The sequence below is a fragment of the Streptomyces sp. NPDC005151 genome (genome assembly GCF_053599875.1).
On sequence record NZ_JBSFYR010000093.1, the window covers coordinates 12,104 to 30,464 of the forward strand.

16 protein-coding genes are annotated in these 18,361 nt (G+C 70.1%); all 16 read left to right on the forward strand.

Annotated features, from left to right (window positions below; all coding sequences use genetic code 11):
* Window positions 1-88: 88 nt before the first annotated feature.
* The 16 genes from rsmH to ACWD6R_RS33140 all read left to right on the forward strand — a co-directional run bounded on the left by rsmH (window position 89) and on the right by ACWD6R_RS33140 (window position 18,101).
* A complete protein-coding gene (rsmH, locus tag ACWD6R_RS33065; RefSeq protein WP_266986643.1) occupies window positions 89-1,054 on the forward strand; it encodes a 16S rRNA (cytosine(1402)-N(4))-methyltransferase RsmH in 966 nt (321 codons plus the stop codon).
* Between the two features lie 49 nt (window positions 1,055-1,103).
* On the forward strand, window positions 1,104-1,697 hold the full coding sequence (locus ACWD6R_RS33070) for an FtsB family cell division protein (RefSeq protein ID WP_451822085.1): 594 nt from the start codon (window positions 1,104-1,106) through the stop codon (window positions 1,695-1,697).
* A gap of 4 nt (window positions 1,698-1,701) precedes the next feature.
* Window positions 1,702-3,702, forward strand: coding sequence for a peptidoglycan D,D-transpeptidase FtsI family protein (locus tag ACWD6R_RS33075; protein WP_451822086.1), 2,001 nt, complete (start codon window positions 1,702-1,704; stop codon window positions 3,700-3,702).
* Window positions 3,703-3,720: 18 nt separating this feature from the next.
* Window positions 3,721-5,448: a UDP-N-acetylmuramoyl-L-alanyl-D-glutamate--2,6-diaminopimelate ligase gene (locus ACWD6R_RS33080; protein ID WP_451822087.1), complete on the forward strand. Its 1,728-nt coding sequence runs from the start codon at window positions 3,721-3,723 to the stop codon at window positions 5,446-5,448.
* A 4-nt stretch (window positions 5,449-5,452) separates the two neighbouring features.
* Window positions 5,453-6,859: a UDP-N-acetylmuramoyl-tripeptide--D-alanyl-D-alanine ligase gene (locus ACWD6R_RS33085; RefSeq protein ID WP_451822088.1), complete on the forward strand. Its 1,407-nt coding sequence runs from the start codon at window positions 5,453-5,455 to the stop codon at window positions 6,857-6,859.
* Window positions 6,856-7,926 carry a phospho-N-acetylmuramoyl-pentapeptide-transferase gene (mraY, locus tag ACWD6R_RS33090; RefSeq protein WP_451822089.1) on the forward strand — a complete coding sequence of 357 codons (1,071 nt, stop codon included), beginning with the start codon at window positions 6,856-6,858 and terminating at the stop codon, window positions 7,924-7,926. The genes ACWD6R_RS33085 and mraY overlap by 4 nt, the downstream gene beginning before the upstream one ends.
* The gene (murD, locus tag ACWD6R_RS33095) at window positions 7,923-9,341 is read left to right on the forward strand and encodes a UDP-N-acetylmuramoyl-L-alanine--D-glutamate ligase (protein WP_451822090.1); all 1,419 of its coding nucleotides are present in this window, start codon (window positions 7,923-7,925) and stop codon (window positions 9,339-9,341) included. Before mraY ends, murD begins: the two co-directional genes overlap by 4 nt.
* 113 nt (window positions 9,342-9,454) lie before the next feature.
* Entirely contained in the window at window positions 9,455-10,894 is a 1,440-nt protein-coding gene (gene ftsW / locus ACWD6R_RS33100; RefSeq protein ID WP_451822091.1) for a putative lipid II flippase FtsW, read from the forward strand.
* 6 nt (window positions 10,895-10,900) lie between these two features.
* A complete protein-coding gene (gene murG / locus ACWD6R_RS33105; protein WP_037697089.1) occupies window positions 10,901-11,995 on the forward strand; it encodes an undecaprenyldiphospho-muramoylpentapeptide beta-N-acetylglucosaminyltransferase in 1,095 nt (364 codons plus the stop codon).
* Window positions 11,996-12,045: 50 nt separating this feature from the next.
* The gene (locus ACWD6R_RS33110) at window positions 12,046-12,834 is read left to right on the forward strand and encodes a cell division protein FtsQ/DivIB (protein ID WP_451822092.1); all 789 of its coding nucleotides are present in this window, start codon (window positions 12,046-12,048) and stop codon (window positions 12,832-12,834) included.
* A 275-nt stretch (window positions 12,835-13,109) separates the two neighbouring features.
* The gene (gene ftsZ, locus ACWD6R_RS33115; protein WP_451822093.1) at window positions 13,110-14,324 is read left to right on the forward strand and encodes a cell division protein FtsZ; all 1,215 of its coding nucleotides are present in this window, start codon (window positions 13,110-13,112) and stop codon (window positions 14,322-14,324) included.
* Entirely contained in the window at window positions 14,321-15,070 is a 750-nt protein-coding gene (gene pgeF / locus ACWD6R_RS33120; RefSeq protein ID WP_451822094.1) for a peptidoglycan editing factor PgeF, read from the forward strand. Before ftsZ ends, pgeF begins: the two co-directional genes overlap by 4 nt.
* Window positions 15,071-15,076: 6 nt before the next feature.
* Window positions 15,077-15,796: a YggS family pyridoxal phosphate-dependent enzyme gene (locus tag ACWD6R_RS33125; RefSeq protein WP_451822095.1), complete on the forward strand. Its 720-nt coding sequence runs from the start codon at window positions 15,077-15,079 to the stop codon at window positions 15,794-15,796.
* A 125-nt stretch (window positions 15,797-15,921) separates the two neighbouring features.
* Entirely contained in the window at window positions 15,922-16,527 is a 606-nt protein-coding gene (locus ACWD6R_RS33130; protein WP_329164181.1) for a cell division protein SepF, read from the forward strand.
* A gap of 70 nt (window positions 16,528-16,597) precedes the next feature.
* Complete coding sequence (locus ACWD6R_RS33135; protein ID WP_037697102.1) at window positions 16,598-16,882, forward strand: YggT family protein; 285 nt, start codon at window positions 16,598-16,600, stop codon at window positions 16,880-16,882.
* 49 nt (window positions 16,883-16,931) lie between these two features.
* Window positions 16,932-18,101 carry a DivIVA domain-containing protein gene (locus ACWD6R_RS33140; RefSeq protein WP_451822096.1) on the forward strand — a complete coding sequence of 390 codons (1,170 nt, stop codon included), beginning with the start codon at window positions 16,932-16,934 and terminating at the stop codon, window positions 18,099-18,101.
* Window positions 18,102-18,361: the final 260 nt, after the last annotated feature.

Below are 18,361 nucleotides of genomic sequence, written 5' to 3' on the forward strand. Positions count from 1 at the left end.
TTCCCCGGCGCCGGTGGACCTCCCCTTCCGAGCGGGCGGGGACCAGGCCGTACGTGCAGCCACACGGGACCTGAGCCTGAGAGGGCGCATGAGCCAGACCCGACACGTCCCGGTGATGCTCCAGCGATGCCTGGACCTGTTGGCCCCGGCTCTGGAAGCGCCGGGCCCGCAGCAGCCCGTGGTCGTCGACTGCACCCTCGGCCTCGGCGGCCACAGCGAGGCGCTGCTCGCCGCCTTCCCGTCCGCCCGGCTGATCGCGCTGGACCGGGACAAGGAAGCACTGCGGCTCTCCGGCGAGCGGCTCGCCCCGTACGGCGACCGGGCCACACTGGTGCACGCCGTCTACGACGAACTGCCCGAGGTGCTCGCCCGGCTCGGCATCCCCAAGGTCCAGGGCATCCTGTTCGATCTCGGTGTCTCCTCCATGCAGCTGGACGAGGCCGACCGCGGATTCGCGTACGCCCAGGACGCCCCGCTCGACATGCGGATGGACCAGACGACCGGCATCGGCGCGGCCGAGGTGCTCAACACCTACCCGCCCGGCGAGCTCGTCCGGATCCTGCGTGCGTACGGCGAGGAGAAGCAGGCCAAGCGGATCGTCTCCGCGATCGTGCGCGAGCGCGAGAAGGAGCCGTTCAGCAACAGCGCCCGGCTCGTCGAACTGATCCGGGACTCGCTGCCGCAGGCCGCCAAGCGCACCGGCGGCAACCCGGCCAAGCGCACCTTCCAGGCGCTGCGCATCGAGGTCAACGGCGAGCTCACCGTCCTGGAGCGGGCGATCCCGGCCGCGGTGCAGTCCCTCGCCGTCGGTGGCCGGATCGCCGTTCTCTCCTACCACTCGCTGGAGGACCGGCTGGTCAAGCAGGTGTTTGCGGCGGGCGCCGCCAACACGGCGCCGCCCGGACTGCCCGTCGTCCCCGAGCGTTACCAGCCCCGGCTCAAGCTGCTGACCCGCGGCGCGGAACTGCCCACGGAGGAGGAGGTCGCCGAGAACCGGCGAGCCGCCCCCGCCCGGCTGCGCGGCGCCCAGCGGATCCGCGAGGAGGAGCGGTGAGCGCGGCCGGTCCGGCCGGCACGGCACCGGGAGAGCCCGAGGTGGCGCGGTGAGCGGACCGGCCGGACAGCTGAAGGGGCGGGCCGCGCGGCTCGCCCGGCTGATGCCCTCCGGGCCCAGCAACGCGGCCCGTACGCCCTTCATCCTGCTGGTCGTGCTGCTCCTCGGCGGCGGACTGATCACTCTGCTGCTGCTGAACTCCGCGCTCAACGAAGGTTCGTTCAGGCTGAGCGAACTGAAGAAGCGGACCACCGAGCTCACCGACGAGCAGCAGGCGCTCCAGCACGACGTCGATGGGTACTCGAAGCCCGACGCACTGGAGCGCCGCGCCCGCGAACTGGGCATGGTGCCCGGCGGCAGCCCCGCCTTCCTCGAACCCGACGGCACGGTCCGCGGTGTTCCCTCCGAGGCCACCGCCCCGCCGACCCCCGCAGCCCCCCGGCAGACCCAGCAGGCGGCTCCGCCGCCGCCCGCCGCCTCGCCCACGTCCGCAGCGTCGGTCACCGGCTCGCCGTCGGCGCCGCCCGTGACGAAGCCCAGCACCTCGGCAGCCCCGCCCGCGACGAAGCCCAGCTCCTTCGCAGCCCCGCCCGCGCAGCCGCGTACCCCGGCAAACCAGTCCTCGACGAGCCCCGGCAGGTGACGCAGTGCCCTCCAAGGAACCACCGCGCCGCCGGGTCCCCGGCCCCGCGCGTCCCCGCAGCGCCGCAGCCGGCTCCGGCCGCCCCCGGCCCGCCGCCCGCCGCCCGTCGTCCGCCGCAGCCGCGCCCCGCGCAAGGGGTCGCCGCGCTCCGCGCAAGGGATCGGCGCGCCCGCTGCGGCTGGGCAACCCGCGCCCCCGGCTCCGCCTGGTCGGCCTGGCGCTGACGCTCGTCATGCTGGCCTTCGTCGTGCGGCTCCTGCAGGTGCAGGCCGTCGATGCCAGTACGTACGCGGCCAAGGCCGACAAGAACCGCTACCTCGAGTACACGGTCGCCGCCGAGCGCGGTGAGATCACCGACCGCAGCGGGATCGCCCTGGCCACCAGCGTCGACGCGTACAACATCACCGCCGACCCCAAGATGTTCACACCCGAGGACAGCAAGGCCCCGGACGCACCGGAGCAGGCCGCGGCCCTCCTCGCACCCATCCTCGGCGTCGAGGCAGAGGAGCTGACGAAGAAGCTGTCGAAGCCGAAGAGCCGGTACGTGGTGCTGGCCCGCCGCCAGACCCCGCAGGTCTGGAAGCAGATCAAGGACCTCAAGTCCGTTTTCGCCGAGAAGGCGGAGAAGGACAGGGCGAACGGCGGCACCGGGGCCAATGTGCTGGCCGGTGTCTTCCAGGAGACGACCACCAAGCGGGTCTACCCCAATGGCGGGCTCGCCGCCGGGATACTGGGTTACGTCAATGCCGAGGGCAAGGGTGCGGGCGGCCTCGAGTCACAGCTGGACAAGGAGCTCGCGGGCGAGGACGGCAAGATCAAGTACGCCCAGTCCGGCGGCCGCCGGGTGCCCACCGCGGGCACCAGCGAGGTCCCGGCGGTCGCGGGTTCCGACATCGAGCTGACCATCGACCGGGACATCCAGTGGGCCGCGCAGAAGGCCATCTCGGACCAGGTGAAGAAGTCCAGGGCGGACCGCGGCTATGTGATCGTGCAGAACGCGAAGACCGGCGAGGTCCTCGCCATGGCCAACGCCCCGGGATTCGACCCCAACGACCTCTCGCAGGCCGACGCGGCGTCGCTGGGCAACGCGGCGCTGCAGGACGTGTACGAACCGGGCTCCACCAGCAAGGTCATGTCCATGGCCGCCGTGCTGGAGGAGGGGGTGGCCACCCCCGGCACCCATGTCACCGTCCCCAACCGGCTGCACCGTGGCGACCGGCTCTTCAAGGACGACATCGACCACGCCACCTGGTACCTGACGCTCAACGGCGTACTCGCTAAGTCCAGCAACATCGGCACCATCCTGGCCACCGGGCAGCTCGGCAGGACCCAGCCGAAGGCCAACAAGGTCCTCTACTCGTATCTGCGCAAATTCGGCATCGGCCGCCCGACCGGGCTGAACTACCCGGGCGAGACCCCCGGCATCCTCGCCAAGCCGCAGGACTGGTCGACCTCGCAGCAGTACACGATCCCGTTCGGCCAGGGACTCTCGCTCAACGCCATGCAGGCCGCCTCGGTCTACTCGACGATCGCCAACGGCGGCGTCCGGGTCCAGCCCACCCTGATCCGCGCAACCAAGGGCGCGGACGGCCGCTTCACCCCCGCTGCCGCCCCCGAACAGACCCGGGTGATCAGCAAGAAGACCGCGAAATCACTCGCGGGCATGCTGGAGTCGGTGGTCGGTGACGAGGAGGGCACCGGCACCAGGGCCCGCATCCCCGGATACCGGGTCGCGGGCAAGACCGGCACGGCCAACCGGGTCGACCCGGTCCGCGGCGGCTACCACGGCTACACCGCGTCCTTCGCGGGCTTCGCGCCCGCCGACGACCCGCAGATCACCGTCTACTGCGCGATCCAGAACCCCACCAAGGGAAGCTACTTCGGCGGTCAGATCTGCGGTCCCATCTACAAGCAGGTCATGGAGTTCGCGCTGAAGACGCTCCAGACCCCACCGTCCGGCAGCGAGTCAGCCCGGCTGCCGGTGTCCTTCAATCCCGGCGAGTGAACTCGGGGAAACCAGCCAGTGACAACCATCACCCCCGAACCCGGGAACCGGAACGGGAACCACCGTAACCCTGCCCCCTCGCTTAGCGAGACGCCGGGTGCGCCCGGTACGCTCACCGCCGTGCCCCACGCTGAACAGTCCCAAACCACCCCGAAGGACGCCCCTGTGACCTACCCGGGAGCGCCCCGCCCGGATCGGCTGCGGCCGACCCCCCTCGGTGAACTGGCAGCCCGGCTGGGAGTCGAGCCGCCGGGATCCGGTGAGGTCACCGGCATCACCCACGACTCGCGGACGGTACGGCCCGGCGATGTGTACGCGGCGCTGCCCGGCGCCCGGCTGCACGGCGCCGACTTCGTCGCCCAGGCGGCCGGCCTCGGCGCGGCAGCGGTTCTCACCGACCCGGCGGGCGCCGGGCGCGCCGCCGCGACCGGGCTGCCGGTGCTGGTGACCGAGAACCCGCGCGGCCGGATGGGCGAACTCGCCGCCGAGATCTATGGGCGGCCCGGCGCCGACCTCCTCCAGATCGGGATCACCGGGACGTCCGGGAAGACCACCACCGCGTACCTGGTCGAGGGCGGCTTCCGTGGCGCCGGACGCAGCACCGGCCTGATCGGCACCGTCGAGACCCGGATCGGCGACGAGCGCATCAAGTCCGAGCGCACCACCCCCGAAGCCACCGATCTCCAGGCCCTTTTCGCCGTCATGCGCGAGCGCGGCGTCGACGCGCTCACCATGGAGGTCTCCAGCCACGCCCTGGTACTCGGCCGCGTCGACGGCTGCGTCTTCGACGTTGCCGTCTTCAACAACCTCAGCCCGGAGCACATGGAGTTCCACTCCGGCATGGAGGACTACTTCCAGGCCAAGGCGAAGCTGTTCACCCCGCAGCGGAGCCGGCAGGGCGTCGTCAACTTCGACGACGAGTACGGCCGCAGGCTGGTCACGGAGGCAACCGTCCCGGTCGTCACCTTCTCCGCCGAGGGCCACCCGGACGCCGACTGGCGCGCCGAGGACGTCGAGGTCGGACCGCTGGGCTCCGCCTTCACGGCCGTCGGTCCCAAGGACGAACGGATCACGGCCAGGGCCCCGTTGCCCGGCCCGTTCAACGTCGCCAACACCCTCGCCGCGATCGTCACCCTCGCCGTCGCGGGCGTCGACCCCCAGACCGCGGCCGACGGCGTCGCCGCTGTCCCCGGCGTCCCGGGCCGGCTGGAGCGTGTGGACGCCGGCCAGCCGTACCTCGCGGTCGTCGACTACGCGCACAAGACCGACGCCGTCGAGTCGGTCCTGCGCTCGCTGCGCAAGGTGACCGAGGGCAAGCTGCACATCGTGCTCGGCTGCGGTGGCGACCGCGACACGACGAAACGCGGCCCGATGGGCGCCGCCGCGGCCCGCCTCGCCGACACCGCCGTACTGACCTCCGACAACCCCCGCTCCGAGGACCCCCTGGCCATCCTCGCCGCGATGCTCTCGGGCGCCGCCGAGGTGCCCGCACACGAGCGCGGTGACGTCCTCGTCGACGCCGACCGGGCCGCCGCCGTCGCCGCCGCGGTCGCCCGCGCCCGGCCCGGCGACACCGTGCTGATCGCCGGCAAGGGGCACGAACAGGGCCAGGACATCCACGGAGTGGTACGCCCCTTCGACGACCGTACGGTGCTGCGCGCGGCCATCGCACGGTCCCTGGGGCACGGGAGCGCCGAGAACGCCCCGGAGCTCGCCCACACCCACGAGAACAACAGTCAGGGATGACCAAGTGATCGCCCTTACCCTCGCCGAGATCGCCGAAATCGTCGGCGGGCAGTCGCACGACATACCGGATCCGGCAGTGACCGCCAGCGGGCCCGTCGTCATCGACTCCCGAGAGGTGCAGCAAGGCAGCCTGTTCGTCGCCTTCGCCGGCGAGCGGGTCGACGGCCACGACTACGCGCAGCGCGCCGTCGAGGCGGGCGCGGCAGCCGTACTCGCCGCCCGCCCCGTCGGTGTTCCGGCGATCGTCGTCGACGACGTCATGGCCGCGCTCGGCACCCTCGCCCGGACCGTCGTCGAACGCCTCGGCACCACTGTCGTCGCCCTCACCGGCTCCGCGGGCAAGACCTCCACCAAGGACCTGATCGCCCAGCTCCTGGAGCGCAAGGGCCCCACCGTCTTCCCCGCGGGCAACCTCAACAACGAGATCGGCCTGCCGCTCACCGCCCTGCGCGCCACCGAGAAGACCGAGCACCTGGTCCTCGAAATGGGCGCCCGCTACATCGGCGACATCCGCTACCTCACCGGCCTGGTCCCGCCGCGGATCGGCCTCGTCCTCAACGTCGGCACCGCGCACATCGGTGAGTTCGGCGGCCGCGAGCAGATCGCGATCGCCAAGGGCGAGATGGTCGAGGCGCTCCCGGAGGACGGAGTCGCCGTCCTCAACGCCGACGACCCGCTCGTCCGCGCCATGTCCTCCCGTACGAAGGCCCGCGTTCTGCTCTTCGGTGAAGCCGCGGATGCGGACGTACGGGGAGAGAAGGTCCGTCTCACCGACGACGGCCGCCCCGCTTTCACGCTCCACACACCCACCGGGTGCAGCGATGTGACCATGCGCCTGTACGGTGAGCACCACGTGTCGAACGCGCTCGCCGCGGCCGCCGTCGCCCATGAGTTGGGCCTGCCCGTAGACGAGATCGCCGTTGCGCTCTCCGAGGCAGGCACCCTCTCCCGCTGGCGCATGGAGGTCACCGAGCGTCCGGACGGCGTGACGTTCGTCAATGACGCCTACAACGCGAACCCCGAATCCATGCGAGCAGCGCTGCGCGCGCTGGCCGCCATGGGGAAGGGGCGGCGTACGTGGGCGGTGCTCGGCCCCATGGCCGAGCTCGGCGACGCCTCGCTCGCCGAGCACGACGCGGTCGGACGGCTCGCCGTCCGGCTCAACGTCAGCAAGCTCGTCGCGGTCGGGGGCAGAGAAGCCTCCTGGCTGCAACTGGGCGCATACAACGAGGGTTCGTGGGGTGAGGAGTCGGTGCACGTGTCCGACGCACAGGCGGCCGTCGACCTGTTGCGCAGTGAACTGCGCGCGGGAGACGTCGTGCTGGTGAAGGCGTCCCGGTCGGCCGGCCTGGAACGGGTCGCCCAGGCACTGCTGGAGAACTCGACCGAGGGCGAGGTCACCGGCCGATGAGGCAGATCCTCTTCGCGGGGGCCATCGGGCTCTTCCTGACCCTGGTCGGTACCCCGCTGCTCATCAAGCTCCTGGCCCGCAAGGGATACGGGCAGTTCATCCGTGATGACGGCCCGCGCAGCCACGGCAGCAAGAAGGGCACGCCCACCATGGGCGGCATTGCCTTCATCCTGGCCACGCTGATGGCGTACTTCCTGGCGAAGGTGATCACCGGCGAGGAGATGCGCTTCTCCGGTCTGCTGGTCCTCTTCCTGATGACCGGGATGGGCCTCGTCGGGTTCCTCGACGACTACATCAAGATCGTCAAGCAGCGTTCGCTCGGTCTGCGGGCCAAGGCGAAGATGACCGGCCAGCTGATCGTCGGTATCGCCTTCGCGGTGCTGTCGCTCCAGTTCGCCGACGGCCGCGGCAACACCCCGGCCTCCACCAAGCTGTCGTTCGTCACGGACTTCGGCTGGTCGATCGGCCCGGTGCTGTTCGTCGTCTGGGCGCTGTTCATGATCCTCGCCATGTCCAACGGCGTGAACCTGACGGACGGTCTGGACGGCCTGGCCACCGGCGCGTCGGTGATGGTCTTCGGCGCGTACACGTTCATCGGGCTGTGGCAGTTCCAGGAGTCCTGCGCCAACGCGGTCTCCCTGACCAACCCCAACGCCTGCTTCGAGGTACGCGACCCGCTCGACCTCGCGGTCGTCGCCTCCGCGCTGATGGGCGCCTGCTTCGGCTTCCTGTGGTGGAACACCTCGCCCGCCAAGATCTTCATGGGCGACACCGGTTCGCTGGCACTCGGCGGTGCGCTCGCCGGTCTCGCGATCTGCTCCCGCACCGAGTTCCTGATGGCCATCCTCGGCGGCCTCTTCGTGATGATCACCATGTCCGTGGTCATCCAGGTCGGCTCCTTCAAGATGACCGGCAAGCGGGTCTTCCGTATGGCGCCGCTCCAGCACCACTTCGAACTCAAGGGCTGGTCCGAAGTCCTTGTCGTGGTCCGCTTCTGGATCATCCAGGGCATGTGCGTGATCGTCGGACTCGGTCTCTTCTACGCAGGGTGGGCAGCCGCCAAGTGAGCAACCAGGACTGGCAGGGCAGGCACGTCACCGTCGCCGGACTCGGTGTCAGCGGTATCCCAGCTGCCCGTGTCCTGCATGGCCTCGGCGCCGTTGTCACGGTGGTCAACGACGGGGACGACGAGCGTTCCCGTGCGCAGGCCGCAGAGCTGGAGGCGCAAGGGATCACCGTGCGCCTCGGCGACGGGGCGACCCTGCCCGAGTCCACCGAGCTCATCGTCACCACCCCCGGCTGGAAGCCGGACAAGCCGCTCTTCGCAGCAGCCGCCGAGGCGGGCGTTCCGGTCTGGGGCGACGTCGAGCTCGCCTGGCGGCTGCGCGGTCCCGATGCGGCTCCCTGGCTCGCGGTCACCGGTACCAACGGCAAGACCACGACTGTCCGGATGCTCGCCTCGATCCTGGAGGCGGCCGGGCTGCGCACCGCCGCCGTCGGCAACATCGGCGTCTCCCTCCTCGACGCCGTCCTCGGCGAGGAGGCCTACGACGTACTCGCCGTCGAGCTCTCCAGCTACCAGCTGCACTGGGCGCCCTCGCTGCGCGCCCACTCCGCGGCCGTTCTCAACCTGGCCCCGGACCACCTCGACTGGCACGGCTCCATGGAGGCGTACGTCGCGGACAAGGGCCGGATCTACGAGGGCAACCGGATCGCCTGCGTCTACAACGCGGCCGACCCGGCCACCGAGGACCTGGTCCGCGGGGCGGACGTCGAGGAGGGCTGCCGCGCCATCGGCTTCACCCTCGGCACCCCGGGCCCGTCCCAGCTGGGCGTCGTCAACGGCATCCTCGTCGACCGCGCCTTCGTGGCCAACCGGCAGAAACAGGCCCAGGAGCTCGCCGAGGTCGCGGACATCAACCCGCCCGCCCCGCACAACATCGCCAACGCCCTGGCGGCCGCGGCACTGGCCCGCGCCTTCGGCGTCGAACCCAGGGCGGTACGGGACGGCCTGCGGGCCTTCCGCCCCGACGCGCACCGCATCGAACACGTCGCGGATGTCGCATCGGTGGCGTACATCGACGACTCCAAGGCCACCAACACCCATGCCGCGGAGGCCTCCCTCGCGGCCTATGACCCGATCGTCTGGATCGCCGGCGGCCTTGCCAAGGGCGCCACGTTCGACGAGTTGGTGACCGGCGCGGCCAAGCGGCTGCGGGGCGTCGTACTGATGGGCAGCGACCGGGCGCTGATCCGCGAAGCCCTCGCGCGACACGCCCCCGAGGTCCCGGTCGTCGACCTCGACCGGACCGACACTGGGGCGATGTCCGAGGCGGTCCGCGAGGCGGCACGGCTCGCCCGGCCGGGAGACACCGTACTGATGGCCCCGGCCTGCGCTTCGATGGACATGTTCGCCAATTACAACAAGCGGGGCGAGGCATTCGCGGACGCGGTCCGCGCACTCGCCGACGAGAGCGCCTGACGGGGCCGGCCGCCGCGCCGTACTGTCCCGGACAACCGGGTTCGGGCGGCTCCGCCGCACGCCCTGGCCCTCGGCAGCAGCCCCGGGCACGAGCAGTGGAGGGGACAGCGACAATGCCGGCCGACGAGAGCTCCGCCGCGCACGGCAAGGGCCGCCCACGGGGGGCCGCGGGGACCAGCCGGGTGCTCGCCCCACCCTTCCTGGCCGGACTCCCGGCGCCCGGCGGCCTCGCCCTGCGCGGCAGGCTGGCAGGCACCCGGCAGCCCGCCGTACCGCGCTCCAGGGGCCGCAGCGGCTCCGGCCCCCGCGTCCCCCGTGGCGGCGGTGTGCGGCGGCTGTACGAGCAGGCACGCCGGGCCTGGGACCGCCCGCTGACCGCGTACTACCTGATCCTCGGCGCCGGGCTGCTGATCACCGTGCTCGGGCTGGTGATGGTCTACTCCGCCTCGATGATCAAGGCGCTCGAGCTGTCGAAGCCCGGCACGTACTTCTTCCGCAAGCAGTTCCTCGCCGCCCTTATCGGCTCCGGACTGCTGATCATGGCTTCCCGGATGCCCGTCAAACTCCACCGGGCGCTCGCCTACCCGCTGCTCATGGGCACGGTCTTCCTGATGGTGCTGGTCCAGGTGCCGGGGATAGGGATGTCGGTCCACGGTAACCAGAACTGGCTCTACCTGGGCGGCCCCTTCCAGCTCCAGCCCAGTGAGTTCGGCAAGCTCGCCCTGATCCTCTGGGGCGCCGACCTGCTCGCCCGCAAACAGGACAAGCGGCTGCTGACGCAGTGGAAACACATGCTGGTGCCGCTCGTCCCGGTCGCCTTCATGCTCCTCGGGCTGATCATGCTCGGCGGCGACATGGGAACTGCGATCATTCTCACCGCAATCCTGTTCGGCCTGCTCTGGCTGGCCGGGGCGCCCACCCGGCTGTTCGGCGGGGTGCTCGCAGTCGCGGGCGTGCTGGCCTTCCTGCTGATCAAGACCAGTCCGAACCGGATGTCCCGGCTCAGTTGCATGGGTGTGAGCGAACCCGGGCCCGACGGCTCGTGCTGGCAGGCAGTGCACGGCATCTATGCTCTGGCATCCGGTGGATGGTTCGGATCCGGCCTGGGTGCGAGTGTGGAAAAATGGGGCCAACTGCCCGAACCGCACACCGACTTCATCTTCGCCATCACCGGGGAGGAACTGGGGTTGGCGGGGACGCTGTCAGTGCTCGCCCTCTTCGCGGCTCTAGGCTATGCGGGTATCCGCGTGGCCGGACGCACGGAGGACCCCTTCGTGAGGTACGCCGCGGGAGGTGTGACCACCTGGATCATGGTTCAGGCCGTGATCAACATCGGTGCGGTGCTCGGCCTGCTGCCGATCGCCGGGGTCCCGCTCCCGCTGTTCTCCTACGGGGGATCGGCCCTGCTGCCGACCATGTTCGCGGTGGGGCTCCTGATCGCGTTCGCGCGTGAGGAGCCTGCTGCGAAGGCGGCCCTGGCCATGCGGAGGCCCCGGGTGAGATGGAAGACGATGAGACGGCGCGGCAAGAAGCGTCCGTCCGGAGAGCGGTGAATTTCGGTGCATGTCGTACTCGCCGGCGGGGGGACCGCCGGCCACATCGAGCCCGCGCTTGCCCTCGCGGATGCCCTGCGCAGGCAGGACCCGAGCGTGGGAATCACTGCCCTCGGCACGGAGCGCGGACTCGAGACCAGGCTCGTACCCGAGCGGGGGTACGAACTGGCGCTGATCCCGGCCGTGCCGCTGCCCCGCAAACCCACCCCCGAACTGATTACCGTCCCGGGACGGCTGCGCGGCACCATCAAGGCCGCCGAGCAGATCCTGGAACGCACCAAGGCGGACTGCGTGGTCGGCTTCGGCGGCTATGTCGCCCTGCCCGGCTACCTCGCCGCCAAGCGGGCCGGGGTGCCGATCGTGGTCCACGAGGCCAACGCCCGGCCGGGACTGGCCAACAAGATCGGTTCGCGGTACGCGCACGGGGTCGCCGTCTCCACCCCTGACAGCAAGCTGCGCGGTGCCCGCTACATCGGCATCCCGCTGCGCCGCACCATCGCCACCCTGGACCGGGCCCGGGTCCGCCCGGAGGCGCGCGACGCGTTCGGTCTCGACCCCAACCTGCCCACGCTGCTGGTCTCCGGCGGCTCGCAGGGCGCCCGCCATCTCAACGAGGTGGTCCAGCGGGTCGCCCCGCTGCTGCAGCGTTCCGGGATCCAGATCCTGCATGTGGTCGGCCCGAAGAACGAATTGCCGCGCATCGACAACATGCCCGGGATGCCGCCCTACATCCCGGTACCGTACGTGGACCGGATGGATCTCGCGTACGCCGCTGCCGACATGATGCTCTGCCGCGCGGGCGCGATGACCGTCGCCGAACTCTCCGCCGTCGGGCTCCCCGCCGCCTACGTCCCGCTGCCCATCGGCAACGGCGAACAGCGGCTCAACGCCCAGCCGGTGGTCAACGCCGGCGGCGGTCTGCTGGTGGACGACGCGGCGCTCACCCCCGAGTGGGTGCAGGGCAACGTCCTGCCGGTGCTTGCGGATCCGCACCGGTTGTACGAGATGTCCCGCGCCGCCGCCGAGTTCGGCCGCCGGGACGCCGACGACCTGCTCGTCGGCATGGTGTACGAGGCGATTGCCGCACGCCGCAACGCGTGAGGCGGACGGGTCCGGGGGCGGTGCCCCTGGACCCGGCATAAGGAGCGAGCGTGGCCGGACCGATGACCGCCCAGCGCGGTGCAGGGCAGCAGACGGACAAACCGGCCCGCCCGCCGCGCCCCACCGGGCGCAGGCGGCCCAGCCGCAGACTGCTGATCGTGATCGCCGTCGCCGCCCTGCTGCTCGCCTCGGGCGTCGTCTGGGCGCTCTACGGCTCGTCCTGGTTCCGGGTGGAACAGGTCAGGACCACCGGTGTCGACGTGCTGACCTCCGCGGAGGTGGAGTCCGCCGCGGCGGTGCCGATCGATGCCCCGCTGATCTCCGTGGACACGGACGCCATGGCCGCCCGGTTGCGCCAGAAGTTGCCTCGTATCGACTCGGTGGATGTCGTACGGTCATGGCCGCACGAAATCGGACTTAAAGTGAACGAACGGCAGCCGGTCCTGTTGGTGAAAAAGGGCGCAAAGTTCATTGAAGTGGACGCAAAAGGCGTCCGCTTCGCCACGGTGGACAAAGCGCCCGGGCGCGTACCCCTGCTGGAATTGACACCCGATCAGTCAGCCAGCCTGCGCCGCTTCGGCAGTGGCCGGCTGGTACGGGAAGCGGTCCGGGTCGCGGGCGGACTTCCCCGCGCAGTCGCCAAGGACACCCAGGTCGTACGGGTCACCTCGTACGACTCGGTCTCCCTGCAACTGACCGGGGGTCGCACGGTGGTCTGGGGCAGCAGCGAGGAGGGGCCGGTGAAGGCAAGAGTTCTCACCGCTCTCATGAAAGCGGCTCCCAAAGCGGGACACTTCGACGTGAGTGCACCCACCGCTCCCGCAGTCTCGGGTGGTTGACGCACATTTGGCCTGGCCAGCACCCTGGTTGGTCAGCGCTACGGGTGATCACATAGGGTGAAAAGAAAAACGGGAGGTTCGGCGTGTTCGTTGAACGTGCGCCGCTTGTCGACTTAGTGTCCTGTTCGGAAGAGTCCAAGAAGCAGGCACACTGGTAACCCTAAACTTCAACGTTAGGGTTTGGGTCGGCGTCGGACCGTCCCAATCGGCATCCGTCGTCGCGGCGGGACTACCGCGAAGCGACGACACGTAAATCGAGGCGAGAGGCCTTCGACGTGGCAGCACCGCAGAACTACCTCGCAGTCATCAAGGTCATCGGTGTCGGCGGCGGTGGTGTCAATGCCATCAACCGAATGATCGAGGTCGGTCTCAAGGGCGTCGAGTTCATCGCGATCAACACTGATGCGCAAGCCCTGTTGATGAGCGACGCCGACGTCAAGCTCGACGTCGGCCGTGAACTCACCCGTGGCCTCGGCGCCGGGGCGAACCCGGCCGTCGGTCGCAAGGCGGCAGAGGACCACCGTGAGGAGATCGAGGAGGTCCTCAAGGGGGCCGACATGGTCTTCGTCACCGCCGGAGAAGGCGGCGGCACCGGCACCGGCGGCGCACCCGTCGTCGCCAACATCGCGCGCTCGCTCGGCGCCCTGACGATCGGTGTGGTCACCCGCCCGTTCACCTTCGAGGGCCGGCGTCGCGCGAACCAGGCGGAGGACGGCATCGCCGAGCTCCGCGAAGAGGTCGACACCCTCATCGTCATTCCCAACGACCGACTGCTGTCCATCTCGGACCGCCAGGTCAGCGTGCTCGACGCGTTCAAGTCGGCCGACCAGGTACTGCTCTCGGGTGTCCAGGGCATCACCGACCTCATCACCACCCCGGGTCTGATCAACCTCGACTTCGCCGACGTCAAGTCGGTCATGTCCGAGGCCGGATCGGCGCTCATGGGCATCGGCTCGGCCCGCGGCGACGACCGTGCGGTGGCCGCCGCGGAGATGGCGATCTCCTCGCCGCTCCTGGAGGCGTCCATCGACGGCGCCCGCGGTGTCCTGCTCTCCATCTCCGGCGGCAGCGACCTCGGCCTCTTCGAGATCAACGAGGCGGCCCAGCTGGTGAGCGAGGCGGCACACCCCGAGGCGAACATCATCTTCGGTGCGGTCATCGACGACGCACTGGGAGACGAGGTCCGGGTCACCGTGATCGCCGCGGGCTTCGACGGCGGGCAGCCGCCCGCCCGTCGTGAGAACGTCCTGGGTGCGGGTGCCGGGAAGCGCGAGGAGTCGGCGCCGCCGGTCCGGGCCGCCGAGCCGGTGCGCCAGACGGGCGGGCTCGGTTCCGTCACGCCGCGCGAGGAGCCCCAGGCCCCGGCCGAGTCCGTACCGGTGGCGAACGAGATCCCGATGTCGCCGGTCTCGACGCCGCACATCCCGCCGGCCCGTCCGTACCAGGACTCCCAGGCCGAAGAGCTGGATGTCCCGGACTTCTTGAAGTGATAACTCAGCACCACGCAGTGACTCCGGAGTCATCGGGGTATCGCGCTCACTTCGCCTTCACCGACAGGTGGGGCGGAGTGAGCGCCGCTCCGTACGGGGAACTCAACCTCGGCGGCGCGGTCGGCGACGAACCCGCAGCCGTTCTCGCCAACCGGGAGGCGGCCGCCCGGGGTCTCGGTCTCGATCCGGCGCAGGTCGTCTGGATGAACCAGGTGCACGGGCGGGACGTGGCCGTCGTCGACGGACCCTGGGGAGAGCGTGCGCAGGCCCCCGCGGTGGACGCGGTGGTGACCGCGCGACGCGGACTCCCGCTCGCCGTTCTCACCGCAGACTGCACCCCCGTACTTCTCGCTGACCCGGTCGCCGGGATCGCGGCGGCGGCACACGCGGGCCGCCCCGGTCTGGTCGCCGGAGTCGTCCCCGCCGTCGTCGAGGCCATGGTCGGGCTCGGCGCGGACACCTCCCGGATCACCGCGCACACCGGACCGGCCGTCTGCGGACGGTGTTACGAAGTCCCGGCGGAGATGCGGTCCGACGTCGCCGGAGCCGTTCCCGCATCGTGGTCCGAGACGAGCTGGGGGACACCGGCCGTGGATGTCACCGCCGGAGTTCACGCCCAACTCGAGGCCCTGGGGGTGCGCGACCGGCACACGTCGCCGGTCTGCACCCTCGAATCGGGCGACCACTTCTCGTACCGCCGCGACCGCAGCACCGGGCGGCTCGCCGGATATGTCTGGTTGGACTGATAGGGCATGACGGATCGTAGGACTCAACTCGCCGAAAATCTGGCACAGGTGGAGGAACGTATTGCTTCCGCCTGTATCGCCGCCGGTCGCAAAAGGGAAGAAGTGACCCTCATCGTGGTCACGAAGACCTACCCCGCGAGCGATGTGCGGATCCTGCATGAACTCGGCGTGCGTCATGTCGCGGAGAATCGTGACCAGGACGCCGCACCCAAGGCAGCCGCTTGTGCGGATCTGTCGCTCACATGGCACTTTGTCGGACAACTGCAGACGAATAAGGTTCGTTCTGTTGCGAGTTATGCCGATGTCGTGCAGTCCGTGGACCGGGCCAAGTTGGTCACGGCCCTCTCGGCCGCCGCGGTGCGCGACGGCCGCGAACTCGGGTGCCTCATCCAGGTCGCACTCGACGCGGAGAGCGGCGAGCGCGGGGACCGGGGCGGCGTCGCGCCGGACGGGATCGAGGAGTTGGCTGCCGCGGTGGAAGCGGCTCCGGGGCTCCGGCTCGACGGTCTGATGACCGTGGCGCCGCTCTCCGGACCGTACGCGGGACGGCAACGGGCGGCATTCGACCGGCTGATGGAATTCTCATCCCGCCTGCGCGGGAACCATCCGGCTGCGAACATGGTCTCTGCAGGAATGAGCGCGGACCTCGAGGAAGCGGTTGCGGCCGGAGCGACACATGTACGCGTCGGTACCGCGGTACTCGGAGTCCGACCCGGGCTCCGGTAACGTCGCCAAGCAAGTCGGACCACAGCAGAAAATATGGTCATTCCCGCCGATGGCGGGCAGGCCTGAGTGGATCGCGGGCACTTGGTGACAGATGCCGATCCACCACAGAGCGGAGGACTCAGAGCATGGCCGGCGCGATGCGCAAGATGGCGGTCTACCTCGGCCTCGTGGAGGACGATGGGTACGACGGTCCGGGGTTCGACCCCGACGACGAATTCGAACCCGAGCCGGAGCCGGAGCGCGACCGGCGGAGGCATCAGCCCGCGCATCAGGTGGAGCGGGACGAACCGGTACGAGTGGTGCAGCCGCCCGCACAGCGGGAGCCGGTTCAAATCCCGGCGGAGAGCGTGCGACCCGCCCGGATTGCACCCGTGGCATCCATCACACCTGAACGCCCGAACATGGAGAAGAACGCACCGGTGATCATGCCCAAGGTTGTGTCCGAACGGGAGCCCTACCGCATCACCACGTTGCACCCCCGGACCTACAACGAGGCCCGTACCATCGGGGAACACTTCCGTGAGGGCACTCCGGTGATCATGAATCTCACGGAGATGGACGATACGGACGCGAAGCGACTTGTCGACTTTGCCGCAGGACTCGTCTTCGGTCTCCATGGCAGCATTGAACGGGTGACGCAGAAGGTGTTCCTGTTGTCGCCTGCTAACGTCGATGTCACGGCGGAGGACAAGGCCCGCATCGCTGAGGGCGGATTCTTCAACCAGAGCTGAGAACACGACACCGGGAACAACCCGGCCGCAGGGCCGGAGCTACGAGAGCCAGGGGAGAGGGAAGCGCGAAATGGGCGTCGCACTGCAGGTTGTCTACATCGCGCTGATGTGTTTCCTCATCGTGCTGATTTTCCGGCTGGTCATGGACTACGTCTTCCAGTTCGCACGTTCATGGCAGCCAGGCAAGCCGATGGTGGTGCTTCTCGAGGCCACCTACACAGTCACCGATCCACCGCTCAAGCTTCTGCGGCGGTTCATTCCGCCGCTGCGTCTCGGGGGCGTGGCGCTCGACCTGTCCTTCTTCGTTCTGATGATCATCGTTTACATCCTGATCTCGATCGTGACCAGGCTGTGAACGATACGGTCTTGCCGACTGCCGACGACTACGTAGAGGTGAAGAAGAGATGCCGCTGACCCCCGAGGACGTGCGGAACAAGCAGTTCACGACCGTCCGCCTCCGAGAAGGCTATGACGAGGACGAGGTCGATGCCTTCCTCGACGAGGTCGAGTCCGAGCTGACCCGCCTGCTCCGTGAGAACGAGGACCTGCGCGCCAAGCTGGCCGCCGCCACGCGTGCCGCCGCGCAGAACCAGCAGCAGGGTATGCGCAAGCCGGAGCCGCAGGACCGTCCCGGTGCACCCGTGCCCGCCGCCATATCTGGTCCGCCGGTCCAGCAGCAGCCCCCGCAGATGGGTCCGCCCCAGCTGCCCGGTGGTGCTCCGCAGCTGCCCGCCGGTCCCAGTGGTCACGGCCCCCAGCAGCACGGCCCCGGCCCGCAGGGCCAGCACGGCCCCGGCCCGATGCAGGGCGGTCCCATGGGTGGCCCGATGGGCGGTCCCATGGGTCACGCGCCGCAGCAGATGCAGCAGCCGCAGATGCAGCAGCCGCAGATGCAGCAGATGCAGCAGCCGCAGATGCAGCAGCCGCAGATGCAGCAGCCCGGTCAGGGCCCCGGTGGCGACAGTGCCGCCCGTGTCCTCTCGCTCGCGCAGCAGACCGCCGACCAGGCGATCGCGGAGGCCCGCTCCGAGGCCAACAAGATCGTCGGCGAGGCGCGCAGCCGCGCCGAGGGCCTGGAGCGCGACGCGCGTGCCAAGGCGGACGCGCTGGAGCGGGACGCGCAGGAGAAGCACCGCGTGGCGATGGGCTCGCTGGAGTCGGCCCGCGCGACGCTGGAGCGCAAGGTCGAGGACCTGCGTGGCTTCGAGCGCGAGTACCGGACCCGGCTGAAGTCGTACCTGGAGAGCCAGCTGCGTCAGCTGGAGACCCAGGCCGACGACTCGCTGGCCCCGCCGCGGACTCCGGCGGCCGCTTCGCTGCCGCCGTCGCCCTCGCTGGCTCCGGCCGGTGCGGGTGCCATGGGTCACACCATGGGCAGCAACCACGGTGGTCACGGCGGCCCGCAGATGGGCGGCAACCCGTCCATGGGCGGTGGGCCCTCCTACGGCGGCCAGCAGCCGATGTCGCCGGCGATGACTCAGCCGATGGCACCGGTGCGGCCGCAGGCGCCGCAGCCGATGCAGCAGGCGCCGTCGCCGATGCGTGGGTTCCTGATCGACGAGGACGACAACTGAGCGGGTCGCGCGCGCTGAGCGCGTAGCCGTCGGCAGGCTGAGGGCCGGGCCCCGGGGTTTTCCCCGGGGCCCGGCCCTTTGCCGTGGGCGGGGGTGGGGGAGCCTGCGGCGGGCCTGTTCCCCTGGCCGCCTCTTCCCGAACTGGGGCTCCGCCCCGGACCCCGCGCCTCAGAGCCTGTCGGGTGACCTCTGATCGGGCGGCCACGCCCTGGCACGCACGCTTCCCGCGTTGCCGAAATGCCCTAGTAGCTCCTTCCCCA

Bases quoted from the DNA above. Each gene is read 5' to 3' on its own strand.
- rsmH (WP_266986643.1), top strand. From the start codon at position 89: ATGAGCCAGACCCGACACGTCCCGGTGATGCTCCAGCGATGCCTGGAC.
- ACWD6R_RS33140 (WP_451822096.1), top strand. From the start codon at position 16,932: ATGCCGCTGACCCCCGAGGACGTGCGGAACAAGCAGTTCACGACCGTC.
- mraY (WP_451822089.1), top strand. From the start codon at position 6,856: ATGAGGCAGATCCTCTTCGCGGGGGCCATCGGGCTCTTCCTGACCCTG.
- ACWD6R_RS33130 (WP_329164181.1), top strand. From the start codon at position 15,922: ATGGCCGGCGCGATGCGCAAGATGGCGGTCTACCTCGGCCTCGTGGAG.
- ftsW (WP_451822091.1), top strand. From the start codon at position 9,455: ATGCCGGCCGACGAGAGCTCCGCCGCGCACGGCAAGGGCCGCCCACGG.
- ACWD6R_RS33125 (WP_451822095.1), top strand. From the start codon at position 15,077: ATGACGGATCGTAGGACTCAACTCGCCGAAAATCTGGCACAGGTGGAG.
- ACWD6R_RS33135 (WP_037697102.1), top strand. From the start codon at position 16,598: ATGGGCGTCGCACTGCAGGTTGTCTACATCGCGCTGATGTGTTTCCTC.